At 40.4% G+C, this 20,104-nt stretch carries 21 protein-coding genes; 15 read left to right on the top strand and 6 right to left on the bottom strand.

Annotated features, from left to right (window positions below; genetic code table 11):
* Window positions 1-9: 9 nt before the first annotated feature.
* The 4 genes from accB to cutA form a co-directional block, all read right to left on the bottom strand.
* Window positions 10-465: an acetyl-CoA carboxylase biotin carboxyl carrier protein gene (accB, locus tag L659_RS0103105; RefSeq protein ID WP_024589567.1), complete on the bottom strand. Its 456-nt coding sequence runs from the start codon at window positions 463-465 to the stop codon at window positions 10-12.
* Between the two features lie 37 nt (window positions 466-502).
* Window positions 503-955 (bottom strand): type II 3-dehydroquinate dehydratase, encoded by a 453-nt coding sequence (gene aroQ, locus L659_RS0103100; protein ID WP_007580040.1) that lies wholly within the window; start codon window positions 953-955, stop codon window positions 503-505.
* A 228-nt stretch (window positions 956-1,183) separates the two neighbouring features.
* Window positions 1,184-3,019 (bottom strand): protein-disulfide reductase DsbD, encoded by a 1,836-nt coding sequence (locus tag L659_RS0103095; protein WP_024589566.1) that lies wholly within the window; start codon window positions 3,017-3,019, stop codon window positions 1,184-1,186.
* On the bottom strand, window positions 3,019-3,339 hold the full coding sequence (gene cutA / locus L659_RS0103090; RefSeq protein ID WP_007580036.1) for a divalent-cation tolerance protein CutA: 321 nt from the start codon (window positions 3,337-3,339) through the stop codon (window positions 3,019-3,021). The genes L659_RS0103095 and cutA overlap by 1 nt, the downstream gene beginning before the upstream one ends.
* 178 nt (window positions 3,340-3,517) lie before the next feature.
* Between cutA and L659_RS0103085 the strand changes: the two genes are divergently transcribed.
* The 7 genes from L659_RS0103085 to L659_RS0103055 all read left to right on the top strand — a co-directional run bounded on the left by L659_RS0103085 (window position 3,518) and on the right by L659_RS0103055 (window position 8,088).
* Window positions 3,518-3,994 carry an FxsA family protein gene (locus L659_RS0103085; RefSeq protein ID WP_024589565.1) on the top strand — a complete coding sequence of 159 codons (477 nt, stop codon included), beginning with the start codon at window positions 3,518-3,520 and terminating at the stop codon, window positions 3,992-3,994.
* Between the two features lie 110 nt (window positions 3,995-4,104).
* The gene (locus tag L659_RS0103080) at window positions 4,105-4,392 is read left to right on the top strand and encodes a co-chaperone GroES (protein WP_007580032.1); all 288 of its coding nucleotides are present in this window, start codon (window positions 4,105-4,107) and stop codon (window positions 4,390-4,392) included.
* Between the two features lie 48 nt (window positions 4,393-4,440).
* Window positions 4,441-6,087 carry a chaperonin GroEL gene (gene groL, locus L659_RS0103075; protein ID WP_024589564.1) on the top strand — a complete coding sequence of 549 codons (1,647 nt, stop codon included), beginning with the start codon at window positions 4,441-4,443 and terminating at the stop codon, window positions 6,085-6,087.
* A 193-nt stretch (window positions 6,088-6,280) separates the two neighbouring features.
* A complete protein-coding gene (rnk, locus tag L659_RS0103070; protein ID WP_010555031.1) occupies window positions 6,281-6,694 on the top strand; it encodes a nucleoside diphosphate kinase regulator in 414 nt (137 codons plus the stop codon).
* 257 nt (window positions 6,695-6,951) lie between these two features.
* Complete coding sequence (locus tag L659_RS01000000122890; protein ID WP_007375928.1) at window positions 6,952-7,116, top strand: hypothetical protein; 165 nt, start codon at window positions 6,952-6,954, stop codon at window positions 7,114-7,116.
* Window positions 7,117-7,209: 93 nt separating this feature from the next.
* Window positions 7,210-7,644: a VOC family protein gene (locus L659_RS0103060; RefSeq protein WP_024589562.1), complete on the top strand. Its 435-nt coding sequence runs from the start codon at window positions 7,210-7,212 to the stop codon at window positions 7,642-7,644.
* Between the two features lie 6 nt (window positions 7,645-7,650).
* Window positions 7,651-8,088 (top strand): hypothetical protein, encoded by a 438-nt coding sequence (locus L659_RS0103055; protein ID WP_024589561.1) that lies wholly within the window; start codon window positions 7,651-7,653, stop codon window positions 8,086-8,088.
* 13 nt (window positions 8,089-8,101) lie between these two features.
* Here the strand turns inward: L659_RS0103055 and L659_RS0103050 are convergent, their stop codons facing one another.
* Window positions 8,102-9,577 (bottom strand): NAD(P)H-hydrate dehydratase, encoded by a 1,476-nt coding sequence (locus tag L659_RS0103050; protein ID WP_024589560.1) that lies wholly within the window; start codon window positions 9,575-9,577, stop codon window positions 8,102-8,104.
* 249 nt (window positions 9,578-9,826) lie between these two features.
* Between L659_RS0103050 and gmk the strand changes: the two genes are divergently transcribed.
* The 5 genes from gmk to L659_RS0103025 all read left to right on the top strand — a co-directional run bounded on the left by gmk (window position 9,827) and on the right by L659_RS0103025 (window position 15,506).
* On the top strand, window positions 9,827-10,447 hold the full coding sequence (gene gmk, locus L659_RS0103045) for a guanylate kinase (protein WP_024589559.1): 621 nt from the start codon (window positions 9,827-9,829) through the stop codon (window positions 10,445-10,447).
* 125 nt (window positions 10,448-10,572) lie between these two features.
* Window positions 10,573-10,848: a DNA-directed RNA polymerase subunit omega gene (rpoZ, locus tag L659_RS0103040; RefSeq protein WP_007378835.1), complete on the top strand. Its 276-nt coding sequence runs from the start codon at window positions 10,573-10,575 to the stop codon at window positions 10,846-10,848.
* Window positions 10,849-11,236: 388 nt separating this feature from the next.
* The gene (gene spoT, locus L659_RS0103035; RefSeq protein WP_007580016.1) at window positions 11,237-13,342 is read left to right on the top strand and encodes a bifunctional GTP diphosphokinase/guanosine-3',5'-bis pyrophosphate 3'-pyrophosphohydrolase; all 2,106 of its coding nucleotides are present in this window, start codon (window positions 11,237-11,239) and stop codon (window positions 13,340-13,342) included.
* A gap of 12 nt (window positions 13,343-13,354) precedes the next feature.
* On the top strand, window positions 13,355-13,747 hold the full coding sequence (locus L659_RS0103030) for a RidA family protein (RefSeq protein WP_007580015.1): 393 nt from the start codon (window positions 13,355-13,357) through the stop codon (window positions 13,745-13,747).
* 151 nt (window positions 13,748-13,898) lie between these two features.
* Entirely contained in the window at window positions 13,899-15,506 is a 1,608-nt protein-coding gene (locus tag L659_RS0103025; protein WP_024589558.1) for a DUF342 domain-containing protein, read from the top strand.
* Between the two features lie 49 nt (window positions 15,507-15,555).
* Here L659_RS0103025 and asnA read toward each other — a convergent pair whose 3' ends face one another.
* Entirely contained in the window at window positions 15,556-16,551 is a 996-nt protein-coding gene (gene asnA / locus L659_RS0103020) for an aspartate--ammonia ligase (protein ID WP_024589557.1), read from the bottom strand.
* Between the two features lie 197 nt (window positions 16,552-16,748).
* Here asnA and asnC point away from each other — a divergent pair, with 197 nt between their 5' ends.
* The 3 genes from asnC to recG are packed head-to-tail and all read left to right on the top strand — an operon-like array spanning window position 16,749 to window position 20,075.
* On the top strand, window positions 16,749-17,207 hold the full coding sequence (gene asnC, locus L659_RS0103015; protein WP_002958822.1) for a transcriptional regulator AsnC: 459 nt from the start codon (window positions 16,749-16,751) through the stop codon (window positions 17,205-17,207).
* Between the two features lie 41 nt (window positions 17,208-17,248).
* Window positions 17,249-17,935 carry a tRNA (guanosine(18)-2'-O)-methyltransferase TrmH gene (trmH, locus tag L659_RS0103010; protein ID WP_007580009.1) on the top strand — a complete coding sequence of 229 codons (687 nt, stop codon included), beginning with the start codon at window positions 17,249-17,251 and terminating at the stop codon, window positions 17,933-17,935.
* A gap of 58 nt (window positions 17,936-17,993) precedes the next feature.
* A complete protein-coding gene (recG, locus tag L659_RS0103005; RefSeq protein WP_024589556.1) occupies window positions 17,994-20,075 on the top strand; it encodes an ATP-dependent DNA helicase RecG in 2,082 nt (693 codons plus the stop codon).
* The last annotated feature ends 29 nt before the right edge of the window (window positions 20,076-20,104 follow it).

The following is a 20,104-nucleotide window of genomic DNA, read 5'->3' as shown; positions in this document are numbered from 1 at the left end:
GTTACGCTATTATTCAATGATGAATAGAGGTTGATCAAATTCTATTGGCTCGCCATTTTCAGCTAAGATAGCTCTTACTGTACCGGCTTTATCTGATTCAATTTGGTTCATCATTTTCATAGCTTCGATAATACAAAGTGTATCGCCAACTTTAACTTGCTGACCAACTTCTACATATGCTGGAGCTTCAGGAGACGCAGCAGAGTAAAAAGAACCAACCATTGGTGATTTAACTTGATGACCCGTTGGCTCAGCTGGTGCTGCTTCAACAGCTACAGGAGCCGCTGCAACTGGTGCTGCTGGCGCTGGTGCATATTGCTGTGGAGCAAATTGCGGGTAACCTGGGCCTGCACTCATGTTGTTACGGTTAATACGTACTGATTCTTCACCTTCAGTGATTTCTAGCTCAGCAATACCTGATTCTTCTACTAATTCGATAAGCTTCTTTATCTTGCGAATATCCATTACACGACCCGCCTGTTAGTTTGTGTGTTAATTTAAATTAAATTGCGCTTTGCAACCGGCTCACAGCGGCATTCAATGCTGCGTGATAACCCATTGCGCCTAATCCACATATCACGCCTTGTGCCACATCAGAAAAATACGAATGATGACGAAAGGCTTCACGTGCGTGCACATTACTTAAGTGCACCTCAAAAAACGGAATATCAACACTCAACAGTGCATCACGTAATGCGACGCTAGTATGCGTAAATGCAGCTGGGTTGATAATTATGTAATCAACCGCTTGCCAAGCATCGTGAATTCGTTCGATGAGTGCTTGCTCACTATTACTTTGAAAATGCGTTAACTCAACATCTAGACTATTAGCAGCACTGGTTAGCTCCTCCATAATCTCACTCAGCGTCTGAAAACCGTATTTATCCGGTTCACGTTTACCAAGCATGTTTAAATTTGGACCATTTATAACTAAAAGGTTAAATTTTGCAGCCATAATACGCGATATATCCTATAAGTAATGAGTTAAGCGGTTACTAACTAGTTTTTCACTTTTAAGTAAGCAGAAAAAGCAATGTAGCAACAATTTCTCACGTTAACCAACTATTATAGTGATTTCGACGTAAATAGCAGCAAAATACTGGTCTTATCAGTGTCGTGGGTACAAATATAAGAAGAATTAAGAAGGTGCCACTTAGTCAATTCAAGTGGCACTATTGCACTATTATTGTGCGCTGGCGCGCACAACTGCTAGGTGTTTAGCAAAGTCCTCAGCATTTAAAAAGCCCGTTACGCGCTGCGTACTAAGCTCTTGTCCTTGAGTATTAAAAAACAAAATACTAGGTAAACCAAACACCGTGTACTCTTCCATTAGCTCAATTGTTTTATTATCACTCTCAGTTAAATCAATTTGAATAAGCTGATAGTGGCTAAACTCACTTTGCACTTTGGCATCAGGAAAGGTGTAATGTTCAAACTCTTTACACGCCACACACCAGTCGGCATATAAATCGACCATAACCATTCGACCTTCGTCGTTTGCTTGTGCAACTGCTTCTTTTAGTTCTGCTAAATCAGCAACCTGTTTAAATTCATTATTTTGTGAGCTTACCTGTACTGTTTGTACTTGTACCGGCCAAAGGTAGTTTTTAGTTAACGTAAAGCCTGTAATAACTAATAGAGTTGCAGCAAACCATAATGCAGTTTTTAACTTGCTTTGTGTTTGGCTACTTTGCCAATGATGTAAGTACAGTGCTGTTGCTAATGCAAGCACACCTGCCATTAATAATATAATCTCGGCGCTTACTAGTCGCTCAAGTAATATAAGCGGCACAACGAGCATCACAAAACCAAACAAGGTTTTAACTTGCTCCATCCAACCACCCGCTTTAGGAAGCAATTTACCGCCAGATGTACCAAGTAATAAAAGTGGTAACCCCATACCTAAACTGAGCACGTACAGTGTTAAACCACCTACTAAGTAATCACCACTTTGCGCTACAAATAACAGTGCCGCCGACAGTGGCGCAGTAGTACAAGGTGATGCTATTAAGCCCGAAAGTACACCCATTAAAAATACGCCAACGTAGTTGCCGCCTTTTTGGTTGTTACTTACTTGGGTTAGCTTGCTCATCATACTGCTTGGCAGTTTAATTTCGTACCAACCAAACATCGACATAGCCAATAATACAAATAATAAACTAAAGCTGATTAACACAAATGGATGCTGTAAATACCCCTGCACTTGCCCACCAAGCGCCGCAACAACTAAGCCTAGTGCTGCATAGGTAACTGCCATGCCTTGTATATATACAAACGACAACGCAAACGCTTTTTTAGTTGAAAGGTTTTGCTGACCCGCAATTAAGCTAGACAAAATTGGAAACATTGGGAATACGCATGGCGTAAAAGCAAGGCCTACACCAACAGCAAAAAATATGAGTAAATTAGTTATTAAGCTCTGACTGGCTAATTGCTCAGTAAAAGTCAGTTCTTTTTCGGTGTCATCCGAATTTGTTGTAGGTTCAGTAGTTGGCTCGTTGAGTGCTGCAAATGTACTTTGCGCTGTTGCCGCTTCATCTGTAGCGCTATTTTGATCTACATTTTTAATCTGTGCGCCACTAATTACACTAAGTGGAATGCTAATCACTTCTGGTGGATAACAAAGCCCTGCTTTTGCACAGCCCTGATAGCGAACTTTAACAACCGCTCCCTCAGTGATATTACTTAACTTACTAACAACGCTCGCGGTATTAAAAAAGACTTCTGTTTTACCAAAAAATTCATCTTCAATAATTTCGCCACTACCAGAGTCACCTACTTGGATGTTTGCACCCTTGGCAATGATTTCTATTTTCTTTTTATATAAATAATAGTCTGGTGCTATATCCCAACCTACAAACAAGGTGCTGCCTTGCTGATCAAAGTCAAATACAAACGCTTGGTCTACAGGTAAAAAAGTGTGTTGAGGAGGCCCAAGTAGATCACCAAGCACATTATTAGTCGCAGCCTTTACAGGTACGGTTAATAATGTAACCAACAATAAAAAGAAAAAACGCATTAATTCAGTACCTCGTCCATCCAATTAAAATACGCCAAATTTCCCGTAGAAACTTCTAAAACCTGAATCTCTGGCACTTCGTAGCTATGTAACTCTTTTATTGTTAGAAACACATCGTTCATTTTATCTGATTTCGTTTTTATAAGTAGCTTAGCCTCAGTTGCTTCTGCAACTTCGCCTTCCCACATATAAATAGAGCCCATGTTAGGTAAAATATTTACACAAGCAGCTAGTTTTTTTTCTACCAACGCCCTTGCAAGTGTGCGTGCTTCTGCTTCGTCTTTGCAGGTCGTAAAAATCATTTTAAAATGCGTAGTCATTATGAACCTATACTTATTGGACAGTGTCTATCATCATAGTATCTGATAGCCGATACAATGTGTAGACGCTAAAATATCAGTAAAATGACGATACCTATGCCCTAACCTTGAAAAGAGACCTCGTCACCCTCATTTATATTTCATCAACTCTTTTGAGTGTCATTATTTAGAGAGCGCTATGTTTAGATTTTTATTTGTGTTGTTTATTATCATCCCTATTATCGAAATCGCTTTGCTGATTCAAGTAAGCGACGTGATTGGCGGATTTGCAACAATTGCACTTGTTGTTATTACTGCGATTTTAGGTGCCAAAATGGTTAAAACACAAGGTATGGGTGCGCTGCAAAACGTACAAGCGCAAATGGCGCAAGGGCAAATGCCAGCCAAAGAATTATTTACCGGAATATGCGTTGTAATTGCAGGTGTATTACTCCTTACTCCTGGCATTATGACTGACGTATTTGGGCTACTATTATTAACCCCTGCAATTCGTAACAAATTGGCCGCAGGCCTTGCTAGCCAAGCAACTGTTAGAATGAGCGCTGGCATGCAACAAGGGCCATCGCCGTTTGCTGGGCAGCAACATGCTGAACGAGAGCAAGGGCAAATGGAACAACCAACAACTATTGATGGTGAATATGAGAGAAAAGATTAAAAATTTATCGTTTTTTCTCTTGGAATTTTACACTCTACCCCCATTAATGAATGCAAATTAGAAAAGCTTTTTTCTGTAATGTACAGAAACTGTTAGGAGAACTAAAAAACATGAACATTCGTCCTTTACAAGATCGCGTAATCGTTAAACGTCTAGAAGAAGAAACAAAATCTGCTGGCGGTATTGTATTAACTGGCTCTGCAGCTGAAAAATCAACTCGCGGAGAAGTTGTAGCCGTTGGTAATGGTCGCGTTTTAGAAAACGGTGACGTGAGAGCGTTAGAAGTTAAAGCCGGTGACACTGTGTTATTTGGCTCATATGTTGAAAAAGTTGAAAAGATCGAAGGTCAAGAGTACCTGATCATGCGTGAAGATAATATTTTAGGCATTGTAGGCTAAACCTACTTTTCGTTTATAAACATTTAAGAATTTAGAGGAATTTAAAACATGGCAGCAAAAGAAGTACTTTTTGCAGGTGACGCACGCGCTAAAATGCTAACTGGCGTAAACATCCTGGCAAACGCAGTAAAAGTTACATTAGGTCCTAAAGGCCGTAACGTTGTACTAGATAAATCATTTGGCTCACCAGTTATCACTAAAGATGGTGTATCTGTAGCAAAAGAAATCGAACTTGAAGACAAGTTTGAGAACATGGGCGCACAAATGGTTAAAGAAGTTGCATCTAAAGCAAATGATGCAGCCGGCGATGGTACAACTACCGCTACAGTACTTGCACAGTCTATTGTTAATGAAGGCCTTAAAGCTGTTGCAGCGGGTATGAACCCAATGGATCTTAAGCGCGGCATCGACAAAGCAGTTATTGCTGCTGTTGCAGAGCTTAAAGCGTTATCTGTTCCTTGTTCTGATACTAAAGCAATTGCACAAGTAGGTACTATTTCAGCTAACTCTGATAAAGAGATTGGCGACATCATTGCACAAGCAATGGAAAAAGTAGGCCGTAACAGTGGTGTTATTACTGTAGAAGAAGGTCAATCACTTGAAAACGAACTAGATGTTGTTGAAGGCATGCAGTTTGACCGTGGTTACTTATCTCCTTACTTTATCAACAGCCCAGAAAAAGGCACTGTTGAACTAGATAACCCATTTATTCTACTTGTAGATAAAAAAATATCTAATATCCGCGAATTATTACCAACATTAGAAGCGGTTGCTAAAGCAAGCAAACCACTACTAATCATCGCAGAAGACCTTGAAGGCGAAGCACTAGCTACATTAGTAGTTAATAACATGCGCGGTATTGTTAAAGTATCAGCAGTTAAAGCACCTGGTTTTGGCGACCGTCGTAAAGCAATGCTACAAGATATCGCTGTATTAACTGGCGGTACTGTTATTTCTGAAGAAATCGGCTTAGAGCTTGAAAAAGCAACAGTTGAAGACCTAGGTACAGCTAAGCGCGTAATTATTACTAAAGATGATACAACAATCATTGATGGTGCTGGTGAAGAAGCGGGTATTAGCGGTCGTGTTTCACAAATTAAAGCACAAATCGAAGAAGCAACATCAGACTACGATAAAGAGAAACTACAAGAGCGCATGGCTAAACTAGCTGGCGGTGTTGCAGTAATCAAAGTAGGTGCTGCTACTGAAATGGAAATGAAAGAGAAAAAAGACCGCGTTGAAGATGCATTAAATGCAACTCGTGCAGCGGTTGAAGAAGGCGTAGTACCTGGTGGCGGTGTTGCACTTGTACGTGCAGCTAGCAAGCTGGTTGATTTAGTTGGCGACAACGAAGATCAAAACCACGGTATTAAAGTTGCACTTCGTGCGATGGAAGCACCACTTCGTCAAATCGTAACTAACGCTGGCGAAGAAGCATCAGTTGTAATTAACGCAGTTAAAGGCGGCGAAGGTAACTACGGTTACAACGCAGCAACTGGCGAATACAACGACATGATTGAAATGGGTATCCTAGATCCAACTAAAGTAACACGCTCTGCATTACAGTTTGCAGGGTCTATTGCGGGTCTAATGATCACTACTGAAGCAATGGTAGCTGAAATCCCAAAAGATGAAGCTGGTGGCGCTGATATGGGTGGCATGGGCGGAATGGGTGGTATGGGCGGCATGATGTAATCACCCCCTAAACACCTAGCTCAAATAAAAACCCAGCTTCGGCTGGGTTTTTAGCTATTGGGCACAAATAAAGTAAAAGCCACAGGTGTGGCTAATTAATAAAATGACTTCGCGTATCCCTTTGCTTCTTAAATGCATGCCAAGCCATACTCAGAGTTAATTTTATTTATTAAAAATTATTAAGGATATTAAGATGAATAAAAAACCTGAACTGATCATCTCATCACTCGATGCAGATAGATTGTATGACTTAATGGAATCATTGCCTGCAGGTAGCTTTGCTAATAAAGAAGAATTGGAAGCTGAACTGGCACGAGCTACAATAGTCGAACCTAAAGATATGCCATCGTCAGTTGTAACGATGAACTCAACTGTAAACTTTATTGTTGAGTCTTCTAAAGAAGAATTTACGTTAACCTTGGTGTACCCAAAGAACAGTGACTCTAGCGGCGATAAAATATCGATATTATCACCCGTTGGTAGCGCATTACTTGGGCTAAACCAAGGCGACGAAATTGAGTGGCCTAAACCGAGTGGCGGCTTAATAAAGGTAAAAATAAAAGAAGTAACCTATCAACCAGAACGTGCTGGTGAATTACACAGATAAACACTTTATGCACTTAGTACTAAAAAATCGATTTAAAGTAAACCCAGCCTCGGCTGGGTTTTGCTTTTTATTATAAAGCAGATTGATATTGTTTAATTTATACCCACATCTAAGTTACGTATAACTAAGATTTATATTAAATGGATTTATTAAATAATAACGGAATATTCATCTTCTTTGTTTTTGTTGCCCTTGTGACTGGGTTATTTTCATTCGTAGTTTGGGCTATGCTCAAAATGGTCACGTGGGGTAAAAGTATGTCTAAGGGGGCTTATTTATTTTTGGCATTCTTTCCGCTTATTTCTATTATTCCTATCCCACCGCCTACATACGAAAATGTACAAAAAGCAAAACAAGAACAAAGAAAACGCAAAGAAGACTCAGGTGATCCACCCGATGATGAAGACGAACTCGTAAGTTAATTCATATTACATACTGCGGGCATATACCCTGCATAATCGTTTACTAAATATGATAAAAAGCACATTTATTTAATAGTACGGAGTGATCTAAACATGACTAACGTTCAACAGCATATCGGCAGCATTGCATTAGTTGTTAAGGACTACGACGAGGCAATTGAGTTTTATACTCAAAAGCTTAACTTTGAGTTAGTGGAGGATACTGATTTAGAAGATGGTAAACGCTGGGTGTTGATTTCACCTCCAAATTCAAACGGGGCTAGTTCAAATGGGACTAATTCGAGCAGGACTAATCTACTGCTTGCTAAAGCCACAACACCCGAACAGATCAGCGCTATTGGTAATCAAACGGGTGGGCGCGTGTTTTTATTTTTGCATACTGATGACTTTTGGCGAGATTATAATTTAATGCTTTTTAAAGGCGTTACATTTAACGAAGAGCCTAGAGTAGAACCCTATGGCACCGTAGCGGTTTTTGAAGACTTGTATGGTACAAAATGGGATTTATTACAGCTTAATAATCAGTGAGATAAAATGCTGTTAAATATAAAAGCAAAATTTTTATTAAGCGCAGGAGTTATTGCATCTGCAGCGGCTGTATGGCATTTACTTTGTATATGGGGTGGCACTAGTTGGTTTATATTTGCTCGCGCCCCAATACAAATAATAGAATCATCACAGCAAGGTACATTCCTTGCGCCTTTAGGTAGTATTGCAATAGCTGGACTCATGTTTGCCTGTACTGCATTTGCCTTATCAGCAATTGGCTTAGTGCGTAACATAGTACTTACTAGAACCGCTTTAACTGCTATTGCAACCTTGTGTATCATACGAAGCTTAATAATTATCCCTGCATTAATACGAGCCGATACGTGGAATATTATAGCGAGCAGTGTTTGGCTTTATGTAGGTGTATGCTTTTTAGTGGGTGCAATAACGTTCCACAATTTAAAGCCGAACACTGATAGTTGAGTGACGCTTAAACTCACGTCACTTTATTAACTAACTCTCTTACAATTGCGAATAAATCACTGGGTAGCATTCCCCTTTGCCCGTCTCGCTCACTTGCAATATCACCGGCTTTAGCATGCAGTGTTACACCATAGCGTGCTGCTTCATCAATAGTTAAACCTTGGGCAAGCAATGCCCCAATAATACCAGTGAGTACATCGCCACTGCCGCCAACGGCCAATGCCGGGTTGCCATCTTCACATACCCACGTGTGCTGGGCATTATCTATTAATGTTCCTGCGCCTTTTAATACACAAGTCGCGTTATAGCGTTTAGCGCAAAGGCGGGCATAATTAAAACGATCAGATTCGATTTCGCTGGTGCTAACACTTAGCAGTCGCGAAGCTTCGCCGGGATGTGGAGTAAGTACGCATTGCTCTAACGTGTATGATGAAGCTTGCTTAGCCAGTAAATTAAGGGCATCTGCATCTATAACCAATGGCATTTTATTGTTTTGGCAATATTGCATTACTTCATCGAATGTTTGTTGTGCCCACTCGTCTTGCCCAAGCCCTGGGCCAATAACAACGCAGCTTGCCCACTCTAGCGCTTGATGTAAGTTATTACTGCTTACCATAAGTTCTGGTCTGCCAATACTAATAGGCGTTATTGAGCTTTCGTGTGTATACACTCTTACCATGCCAGCACCCGTTCTAAGAGCTGCTTCACTACTTAACCTAATTGCACCTGCAGTACCTTGATTGCCACCAACACATAAAAGTTTACCGTGGCTTCCTTTGTGACTATTGATTGCCCGCGTGGCTATTCCTTTAAAGCTATTGATATTAACAAGGGTTCCTGAAGATTGAGCGATACAAGTAAACGCATCGCCAATTGCTAAATCATCAAATACTAACTTACCGCTATATTGTTTACCTGCCGTCGTTGCGAGCCCTTGCTTAATGCCCACAAAAGTAACGGTTGAAGTCGCTTGTACTGCACATCCTAAAGGCTGCCCTGTATTTGCTTCAATACCTGATGGAATATCAATGCTTATTACGGGCTTATCACTGTTATTTACAGCTTTTATTATATTCGCAAAATTATCGCGCACTGCGTTTTTAAGGCCAGTACCAAGGAGCGCATCAATAACTATATCGCACTTATTAAGAGTGTCTTTTGTAAAATGAGAAACCACCCCACCCGCTTCAATCCATAACTGCTGCGCTTTTGCTGCATCACCGGTTAATACTTTATTAGGCTCAGCTGCGCATACTGTTACCTCTTTACCTGATTGCATAATAAGCCTAGCTACAATGTAACCGTCTCCAGCGTTGTTACCATGGCCAACAATAACTAATGTATGCTGTGCATCAAATAACTGCCATTGCTTATATATGGCCTCGCCTGCACGCTGCATTAGGGTAAATAAATCACAATGACTATTTTTAGCAGCTAAAGCTTCACTATCTCTTACTTGTTGTGCGGTAAATAAAGTTTTATTGAGCATGACGGATCCTGTAATAGGTGATACTTCACCTTATCAAATACTTATATCTAGCGGCTAGTTCTGTTAATAATTTTAAACTGCAATTTTATTTAAAGCGTAACTTAGTAAAACACTCCCGAGCCAATTTGGGCATGACCAACATGAGCACGACTAACTTGAGCAAGGTGAGCTAATTAAAGTACAATGCAGTTAATTAAAGGCTTGGCTTACTTGTAACCCAAGCCTGTTTATTTTTAGGTAGATAAAAACATGGCACAAACTCGCGGTAACTTATTTATTTTGTCAGCCCCTTCTGGTGCTGGTAAATCAAGCTTAATCAATGCGTTATTAAAAAAACACGCTGACATGAAAGTATCTGTATCACATACAACTCGCGCCCCTCGCCCAGGTGAAGAAAATGGCGTGCATTATCACTTTGTATCTACAGACGAATTTAAAGCGCTTATTGCCAAAGATGACTTTTTTGAATGGGCTCAAGTATTCGATAATTACTACGGCACATCAAAGCAGGCTATTGAGTCGCAACTTGATGCCGGTATTGATGTGTTTTTAGATATTGATTGGCAAGGCGCTCAGCAAGTGCGCAAAATTATGCCAAGCGTACAAACTATTTTTATTCTACCTCCTTCAAAAGAAGAATTAGAACAACGCTTAAATAACCGTGGCCAAGATTCGGCTGAAATTATTGCCTCTCGTATGGCAAAAGCACAATCTGAAACATCACATTATAACGAATACGACTTTGTAATTGTTAATGATGACTTTGAGAGCGCACTTGCCGACATAGAAATAATTGTAATGGCTCAGCGCTTAACACTAAAAGCGCAAGAAGATCGTCACCAAGTTTTACTAAATAGTCTGCTTAAATAATTTAAGCTTACTTAAATTAGGCTTAGGCAAGTAAAACTGATAAAAATTGAACACTGGCTATTGGCGAAAGTGGCTCCTTGGAGTAAACTACGTCTTTGCTTTTAAATTATTTTTGGAGTGCTGTGATGGCCCGCGTAACAGTTGAAGATGCAGTAGATGCAGTTGGTAATCGTTTTGACTTAATTTTAGTTGCGGCTCGTCGTGCCCGCCAAATTGCTGTTGGTGGTAAAACTCCACTAGTAGACCCTGAAAACGATAAGCCAACGGTAGTTGCTTTACGTGAAATTGAATTAGGTTTAGTTGATAGCGCTTCAATGGACTTAATTGACCGTGAAGAACAACAACACCAAGAAGCAGCAGAATTAGCTGCTGTTGCTGCCATTGTTGGTGGCAACCAATAATCGACCTCCCGGTCTGATTTAGCCAACGGCGCAGTATTTCTACTATAGCCGTTGGCAATCCTTTCATTTCATCGTATATTCGTAGCTTACCTAATTTGCTTCACTAGGGCCTGTTTATCTTTCGAGGTTAAATTTGCAGCAGTATGCTTGGTATTTAGGCAAGGCAGAGCCTATGTAGTGTGGTTATTTCCCATAAATAGGCGATAACGCAGTATAAATGCCAAACATGTGCTGCCCAAAGGGTTCTGCCTAGGGGCAATTTACTCTTTGTTGCTCGATTTTTACTTAGCCCGCTAGGCTAAAAACCTCGCGCCGCGATTAAATCGCCCCTAGATTGAACAAATTTTAATCCTGAAAGGTCAACAGGCCCTAGAACATTGGAGTGTGAATGTATCTTTTTGAAGGTCTTAAAAAGAAAATTTCAGAATACTTGCCCGCTGCTGATGTAGAGCTGGTTCAAAAATCTTACGTGGTAGCCCGAGAGGCCCATGAAGGACAAACTCGCTCAAGTGGCGAACCTTACATAACTCATCCAGTAGAAGTAACCCAAATTCTTGCAGGCATGCATCTTGACCATGAAACGCTCATGGCCGCGCTAATGCATGATGTAATTGAAGATACTGATTTTAGCCAACAAGATTTAGCCGAAATTTTTGGCGAAACTGTGGCAGAACTCGTTGAAGGTGTAAGTAAGCTCGATAAGCTCAGCTTTAAAGATAAAAAAGAATTCCAAGCTGAAAACTACCGCAAAATGATTATGGCAATGACTCAGGATATTCGAGTTATTTTAATCAAGCTTGCTGATAGAACGCACAATATGCGTACTTTAGGGGCACTGCGCCCAGATAAGCGCCGCAGAATAGCACGTGAAACGCTTGAGATTTACGCGCCAATAGCAAACCGCTTAGGTATTCACGATATTAAAAATGAGCTTGAAGACTTAGGTTTTCAAGCTTTATATCCTATGCGTCATCGCGCACTTAAATCTGAAGTAGCTAAAGCACGTGGTAATCGCAAAGAAGTTATCACTAATATCCAACATGAAATAGAAGCACGTCTTGAAGAGTCAGGCATTAAAGCGACTGTGTCAGGCCGTGAGAAACATTTATATAGTATTTATAAAAAAATGCTTAATAAAGAACTGCTATTTAACGAAGTTATGGATATTTACGCGTTTAGAATTGCAGTTGATTCTATGGATACGTGTTATCGCGTATTAGGTGTGGCTCATAGTCTTTATAAGCCTATAGAAACACGCTTTAAAGATTATATTGCTGTACCAAAAACTAATGGTTACCAATCGCTTCATACTTCATTAGTTGGCCCACACGGGATACCTGTTGAGATTCAGATTCGTACTCACGATATGGATCAGATGGCCGACAAAGGTGTAGCGGCGCACTGGATGTATAAAAAATCAGGTGATGGTGCCGGTAATACTTCGCAGCAACGTGCTCGCCAATGGATGCAAAGCTTATTAGAGCTTCAGCAAAGTGCGGGTTCATCGTTTGAATTTATTGAAAACGTAAAAACTGAGCTATTCCCAGAAGAAATTTACGTATTTACACCTGATGGTCGTATTGTTGAGCTACCAATGGGCGCTACCGCAGTCGATTTTGCGTATGCAGTGCATACTGATGTAGGCAACACTTGTGTAGGCGCTCGCGTTAATCGCAAGCCACATCCTTTAAGTCGGCCATTAGATACAGGGCAAACCATAGAGATAATAACAAGCTCAGGTGCCCACCCTAATGCAACATGGCTAAACTTTATTGTTACTGGTAAAGCACGCTTAGGTGTTCGTAATTACCTTAGAAGCCAGCATCATGAAGAGGCTATGCTTTTAGGGCGTCGTTTACTTGATTCGGCATTAGGCGAAAACAAACTAGATAGCATTGCTGATGAAAATATAGCGAGAGTACTTGAAGAGCACGAACTAACTACGCTTCTTGAATTACTTGTAGAAATTGGCTCTGGTAACTTAATGAGTATGTTAATTGCCAAGCGCTTATTGCAAAATGACAATGACGATTTAACTGATATAACAAGCCAAGCTAAAGCGACCATTATTGGTACTGAAGGCATGTTAGTGAATTACTCTAAGTGTTGCCGACCTGTACCAGGCGATGCCATTACAGCTCATATAAGCCAAGGTAAGGGCCTGACCGTTCACCGCCAAGAATGTAAAAATATTCGTGGTTGGGAAAATGAGCGCTCTAAATACTTAGTTGTAAAATGGGACGATAACCCAGAAAAAGAATATATTGCAGCTCTGAGAGTTGAAATTATTAACCATCAAGGCGCGTTAGCTAAGCTAACCAATGTTGTCGCTACAACCCAAGCCAATATTGTCGAAATTGCCACCGATGAAAAAGAAAGTAATTTATACGTGATAGATTTGGGGGTTACCGTTAAAAACCGTATCCACGTTGCTAACATTATGCGCCGCATTCGCGTTATGCCTGATGTACAAAAAGTCTATCGTAAAAAATAAAATAGGAAACACATGAATAAAGCATTTATCTCTACCGACAAAGCACCTGCAGCTATTGGCACTTACAGCCAAGCAGTTAAAGTAGGTACCGCTGTTTATTTATCTGGTCAAATTCCATTAGTTCCAGAAACGATGGAAATGATTTCAGAAGATTTTAGCGAGCAAACGCATCAAGTATTTAAAAATATTGCTGCGGTATGTGAAGAAGCAGGCGGAAAAATTCACGATTTAGTTAAAATCAATATTTACCTAACTGATCTATCTAACTTCGCCACTGTAAATGAAGTGATGAGCCAATACTTTAAACAACCTTACCCAGCGAGAGCTGCATTAGGTGTTCGTGCACTACCAAAAGGTGCACAAGTTGAAATAGACGGAATAATGGAATTACCTTCTACCAATTAAGTATTACAGGCTATAGAGCTTCTCTATAGCCTTTATTTTTCGCTCCGCACTTCGTTTTATCTGACTTCTTGACTCAAATGTAAATTTCTAGCAATCTGTAGTTGTGTTTTAAAAAACAAACTTAACTTAAGTAGTAAAAAAGGATTAACTCGTGTTTAAGCTTGCCAACAATGGAAATGTTTTACTTGATGTAAAAGAACATATTCCTCCCAGCGCTGCATTTATTTTAGAGGCTCTCGAAAAGTCAGCTTTTTGCGACTGTAAAATAGATCATGACGCTATTAATGATTTTTTTAAAAACGAAAACACACAACAAACTCTCGTTGTAGCAACAAAACACAATGCCACTTTAAATGTAACAATTAGCGACGATAAAATGCTGGCCATTGGCGAGCTAACGATTGCCCAAGGTGGAAAGTTATTAAGTTTAGAAGATGCAAAAAAACAACTCGTTAAAGCAGGCATTGTGCGTGGGTATAAACAAGCTTTTTTAGAACAGCTGCTGCAAAAACAATCTGAACACTCTGCGGGATCTGTAGTTAAAGGGATATTAGCTAAAGGTAGGCTCCCAAGCGATGGTTTAGCCACTAAACTAATAACAACCGTAGAGACTTTAAAAGACCGCTTAAAAGCGCCCAAGCTCAAAGAAGATGGCAGTGTGGACATGCGCGACTTTGGCAAGCTTGCAAGCGTAGAACCTGGCTCTGTGCTTATTCGCCAGCAACCAGCAACCCCCGGTAAAGAAGGCTTTACCGTAATAGGTGACATACTGCCCGCAAAGCCCGGAGAAAATAAACAATTAGTGGCAGGCGAAGGGACTGAAATATCAAAAATGAATCCGCTTGAGTTAGTCTCTACTATTGCTGGTGTTCCGGTTGAAATTAATAATGGTATGCGTGTCGACGATATTTTTACCATTTCAGATGTAAATGTAAAAAGCGGCCATATTGACTTTCAAGGCAGTGTTATTGTTACTCGCAATATAGACCCTGGGATGAAAGTAACTGCCAAAGGCGATATTACTATATTTGGCACGGTTGAATCAGGTGAGCTTACCGCAGGCGGAAACATCACTGTTAAACAAGGCATTATTGGCCATCAAAAAGTGGATAGTAAGTCACTTTCTTGCAAGCTAATTGCGCTAGGTGATATTCATGTATCTCACTCACAGTATTGTTATCTCGATGCAAATAATATTTTTATTGATCGCCAAACAAGCCATTGTGTAATGAAAGCTAAACGCTTACTGCAAGTAGGCCAACCAGACTTACCTAAAGGTAAAATATTTGGTGGTGAAATACTTGATGCAACAACTCTCATTGCTGGCGAAATAGGGAATGAATCAGGTGCTAAAATGATTATTAATTTAGCAGCTTCTGGTGCTGAAATAACAGCGGATACTGATAATTGCTTTAGAGACTTAGCTAAAACAGATGCACAATTAGATACGCTGCAAGCAGCGCTAGAAAAAACTGATTTAGTGAAGGATGCCGAAAAGAAGAAAATATTAATCACTAAAATTGGAGCTACTCAGAAACATTATTGTGAGCAAGCAGAGAAATTAGAAAAACGTCTTTCAAACTTAGATCATGACTTACACGATTTACTTAGCGACGCTAATTTAACGGTGAATTCTGTTTTGCATTCAGGCGTAGAGATTCATATTTTTGATAAAGTACTTAAAACAATCCGCAATTACCCTCCGTGCAACGTTAAACTTTTAAATAATAAAATTGAAATAGAGTTTAAAACACACTAAAAAATTGAGTGCTCTATTGAGCACTCAAATTAACTCACTTTTTTACAATTTAAAGTAAGCCACTTACCGTATCATAAGTTTGACTTGGCCATACACCCACTTGTACTTGGCCAATATGCTGCTTTTGTAGCAATAGCATCGCTAGCCGCGACTGCCCTATTCCACCGCCAATCGTTTGCGGAAATTTACTTTGTAGTAGCGCTTTATGCCAATCAAACTCTAAGCGGTCTTCATCTCCAGTTGTACTTAACTGCGCTTTTAAAACCTCAGGGCTTACACGTATACCCATTGATGATATTTCAAATGCATCTTCAAGTACTGGGTTCCATACTAAAATGTCACCATTTAAACCCATATATTGATCGCATGTTGGCGTAGACCAATCATCGTAATCTGGGGCTCTTACATCATGAATTTTGCCATCTCCAAGCGCGCCACCAATACCAATTAAAAATACAGCACCATATTCTTGTGCAATGGCTTTTTCGCGTTGCTTAGCACTAAAGTCAGGATACATTCTACGTAGCTCTTCACTGTGTACAAACTTAATATCGTCCGGTAAAAAAGGCGTCAAACCATAAGACTCACTTACAAAAGCTTCCGTCTCTTTTATCCCTTTATAAATAGACTGAACAGTTTGCTTTAGTGTTGCCAGCGAACGCTCTGTCGTTTCGCTAATTACTTTTTCCCAATCCCACTGATCAACATATACAGAATGAATAGGACTTAATGAATCTTCATCTGGGCGCAAAGCCTTCATTTGAGTGTAAATACCCTCACCAACACTAAAGCCATAAGTTGCCAGTGTTTTACGTTTCCACTTAGCCAGTGAATGCACCACTTCGTAGCGGCTATCTGTAATCGCTTTCACATTTACAGCAACTGCGTTTTCATGGCCACTCAAGTTATCTTGCGTACCGTCGCCAACCTTAGCCAAAATTGGGGCTTGAACCTCAACCAACCCAAGTTGGGTTTCAAGTTGTTGTGAAAAAAATTGCTTAACTTTACTTATTTGCTGCTGTTGCTGCACATAGTGTGAACTCATAATAATTGGCCTCATTCCCAGTTATTGTTACTTGCTTAATTGATAAAAAGCGCTCTAACTAGCGCCCTTAATGAAGTTAATGTAACGATTTAAAGGATTAATTCAACATCCCATAACAAAAATAGCTTTAATATATAAAAACCATCAATTAAGTGGTATAAAAAGCATATATTCGATAATTTTATGACAAATATATAATGGAAAATTATTTAATCGATAATCTCGATAAACAGATACTTCATGCGTTAATGGCAAATGCCCGTACTGCGTATGCCGAATTAGCAAAAAGATTTAATGTAAGCGCAGGGACAATTCACGTAAGAATTGAAAAAATGAAGCAAGCAGGGATCATTACAGGAACGCAATTAACGATTAATACTAAACAGCTGGGCTACGATGTGTGCTGCTTTATAGGCATTAATTTAAATAACGCACGTGATTACCCGCAAACGCTTATAAAGCTAGAAGCATTGGAGGAAGTGGTAGAGGCTTATTACACAACAGGTAACTACAGCATATTTATAAAGGTAATGACAAAGTCCATTGATCACTTACAAGATGTGCTGATTAATAAAATACAGGCAATAGAAGCCATTCAGTCAACAGAAACACTTATTTCTCTACAAAATCCAATTAGCCGTACGGTAATGCCTTAACTGCAAAAATCTCGTATAATTGCCGAAAAAAGAGGATAACCATGCAGCAAACTCGCTATCAAAGAATCGAAGACGTACTTTCGCGCCGTCAAACAGACCTAACCGTGTGTTTAGAAGACGTGCACAAACACCATAACTTATCTGCAATAGTACGAAGTGCTGATGCGGTTGGTTGCCATCACGTACATGCTGTATGGCCTGAAAAGCAAAAATGGCTAACAAACAATACCTCAGGTGGTAGCAAAAATTGGCTAGAGACGCACCTGCATAGAAATATTGATGATGCCGTTACTGCAATGCGTGAGCGCAATCCAGAAATACAAATATTAGCGACTCACCTATCAGAAGATGCCGTTGATTTTAGAGAAGTAGATTACACCAAGCCAACGGCCATTATTGTTGGACAAGAAAAAACGGGGATATCAGAAAAAGCCCTAGAATATGCCGATCAAAATATTATTATTCCAATGCAAGGCATGGTGCAATCGCTAAATGTTTCGGTTGCTGCTGCGCTAATATTGTTTGAAGCACAGCGCCAACGTGAGCTGGCTGGTTTATATAATAGAGATATGCTGAGCGCCGAAGTTAAACATCCACTTTACTTTGAAGGCTGCCACCCTATTATCGCAAGGCAGTGTAAACAAAAAAAATTACCTTATCCTGCACTTGATGAAAACGGCGAAATAGTCGCTGACGAGCAATTTTGGCAAGCTTTAAAACATACTTGATGGACTAAAGCTCTGTAAGTACACTTAGCCTACTCACAAATAATAAGATTGATACACTTTGTCTAAACCTAGCTTAAATCAATACCCAATTACAGAGCTCAAAGGGGTCGGCCCAAAAATGGCTGAGCGTTTGTTAAAGCTAGGTATTTTAACTGTGCAAGATATGCTTTTTCATTTGCCACTTCGCTATGAAGATCGCACTCGCTTATACGCGATTAATGAACTGGCATTGCATAGCCATGTGAGTGTTGAAGCAACAATTGAAACAAGCCAAATTACGTTTGGTAAAAGGCGCATGCTTGTTTGCCAAATCAATGATGGTACTGGCAGGCTAACACTACGATTTTTTAATTTTACCGCCGCACAAAAAAACGCATTTAGTGCAGGTAAAATAATACGTTGTTTTGGTGAAGTGCGACGTGGCCGCGTTGGCTTTGAAATGAGTCATCCTGAATACAGCATCAGCGATACCTCTAACGAGCAACCAGTAGCGACGACATTAACGCCTGTTTATTCAACAACCGAAGGTTTAAAGCAACTATCGATTAGAGCTTTAAGCGAGCAGGCTATTGATTTACTACATAAATACTCAGTAGAAGAACTACTGCCTTCACAGTGGCAGCCATCAAATATGCAGCTAAGTGACGCCTTATTATTACTGCACCGCCCACCAAATGATGTTGATGTAACTGCATTAGAGCAAGGTACTCACCCTGCTCAACAGCGCCTTGTATTTGAGGAGTTACTTGCTCAAAACCTCAGCTTATTAAAAGTACGAGAGCAAGGGCAACAAGTTAAAGCCGTGGCATTAAATCCGGTAAACACATTAGAAAGCCAATTTTTAGAGCTGCTTCCTTTTGCACCCACAAATGCGCAAAGCCGTGTAGTTGCTGAAATTAAAGGTGATATGCAACACGCGTATCCAATGATGCGTTTAGTACAAGGCGATGTAGGCTCAGGTAAAACCCTAGTAGCAGCACTTAGTGCACTAACAGCCATTGCGCAGGGCTTTCAAGTAGCTTTAATGGCTCCTACTGAAATTTTATCAGAGCAACATGGCGTTAATTTTACAACGTGGTTTAATCAACTAGGTATAACCGTTGCTTGGCTTGGCGGTAAAACAAAGGGCAAAGAGCGCGTAGCAACACTTGAAAAAATAGCCTCTGGTGAGGCGCAAATGATTATTGGTACTCACGCTTTATTTCAAGATGAAGTTAAGTTTAATAACTTAGTGCTTATCGTTATCGATGAACAGCACCGCTTTGGTGTCCACCAGCGTTTATCACTGCGTGAAAAGGGTAAGTTTGGTGATTGTTACCCTCATCAACTAGTTATGACCGCAACCCCCATTCCACGTACGCTCGCTATGACCGCCTATGCCGACTTAGAAACCTCTGTGATTGACGAGCTACCACCTGGGCGTACGCCAATCACAACAGTGGCACTTCCTGATACTCGCAGAGACGATATTATTGCCCGCGTTAAATTAGCGTGTAACGAGCAAGGCCGCCAAGTTTATTGGGTGTGTACACTTATTGATGAATCTGAAGTACTGCAATGCCAAGCCGCCGAAGACAGTACACTGCAGTTAAAAGAGGCGCTACCAGAGCTAAACGTAGGCTTAGTACATGGGCGAATGAAATCAGCTGAAAAACAAGCCATTATGAGCGAGTTTAAAGCAGGTAATATACATGTTTTAGTTGCCACGACGGTTATTGAAGTTGGTGTAGATGTCCCTAATGCGAGCTTAATCATTATAGAAAACCCTGAGCGCTTAGGCTTAGCACAGCTGCATCAGTTACGTGGGCGAGTTGGCCGTGGCGCTACTGCATCGCATTGCGTGCTTTTATACCACGCACCACTGTCTCATACTGCTCAAAAGCGATTAGGTGTACTACGCGATAGTAACGATGGTTTTGTGATAGCTGAGCGCGATTTAGAAATTCGTGGCCCTGGTGAAGTACTCGGTACAAAACAAACAGGGTTAGCCGAGTTTAAAATTGCCGATCTTACCCGCGATAAGCACATACTTAACCAAGTTAGACCGATTGCACAGCAAATGCTTAAGCAACACCCAGAGGTTGTTGACCCACTAATTCAACGTTGGTTGGGTAACAAGCAAAATTACGCGCAAGCGTAACCACTCTATTTTCGATACTTTTGAGTTTA

Source organism: Pseudoalteromonas sp. S8-8, assembly GCF_000497875.1.
GTDB lineage: Bacteria > Pseudomonadota > Gammaproteobacteria > Enterobacterales > Alteromonadaceae > Pseudoalteromonas > Pseudoalteromonas arctica.
Note: the sequence above shows the minus strand (reverse complement) of the source record. Positions and strands in the feature narration are given on the sequence as shown.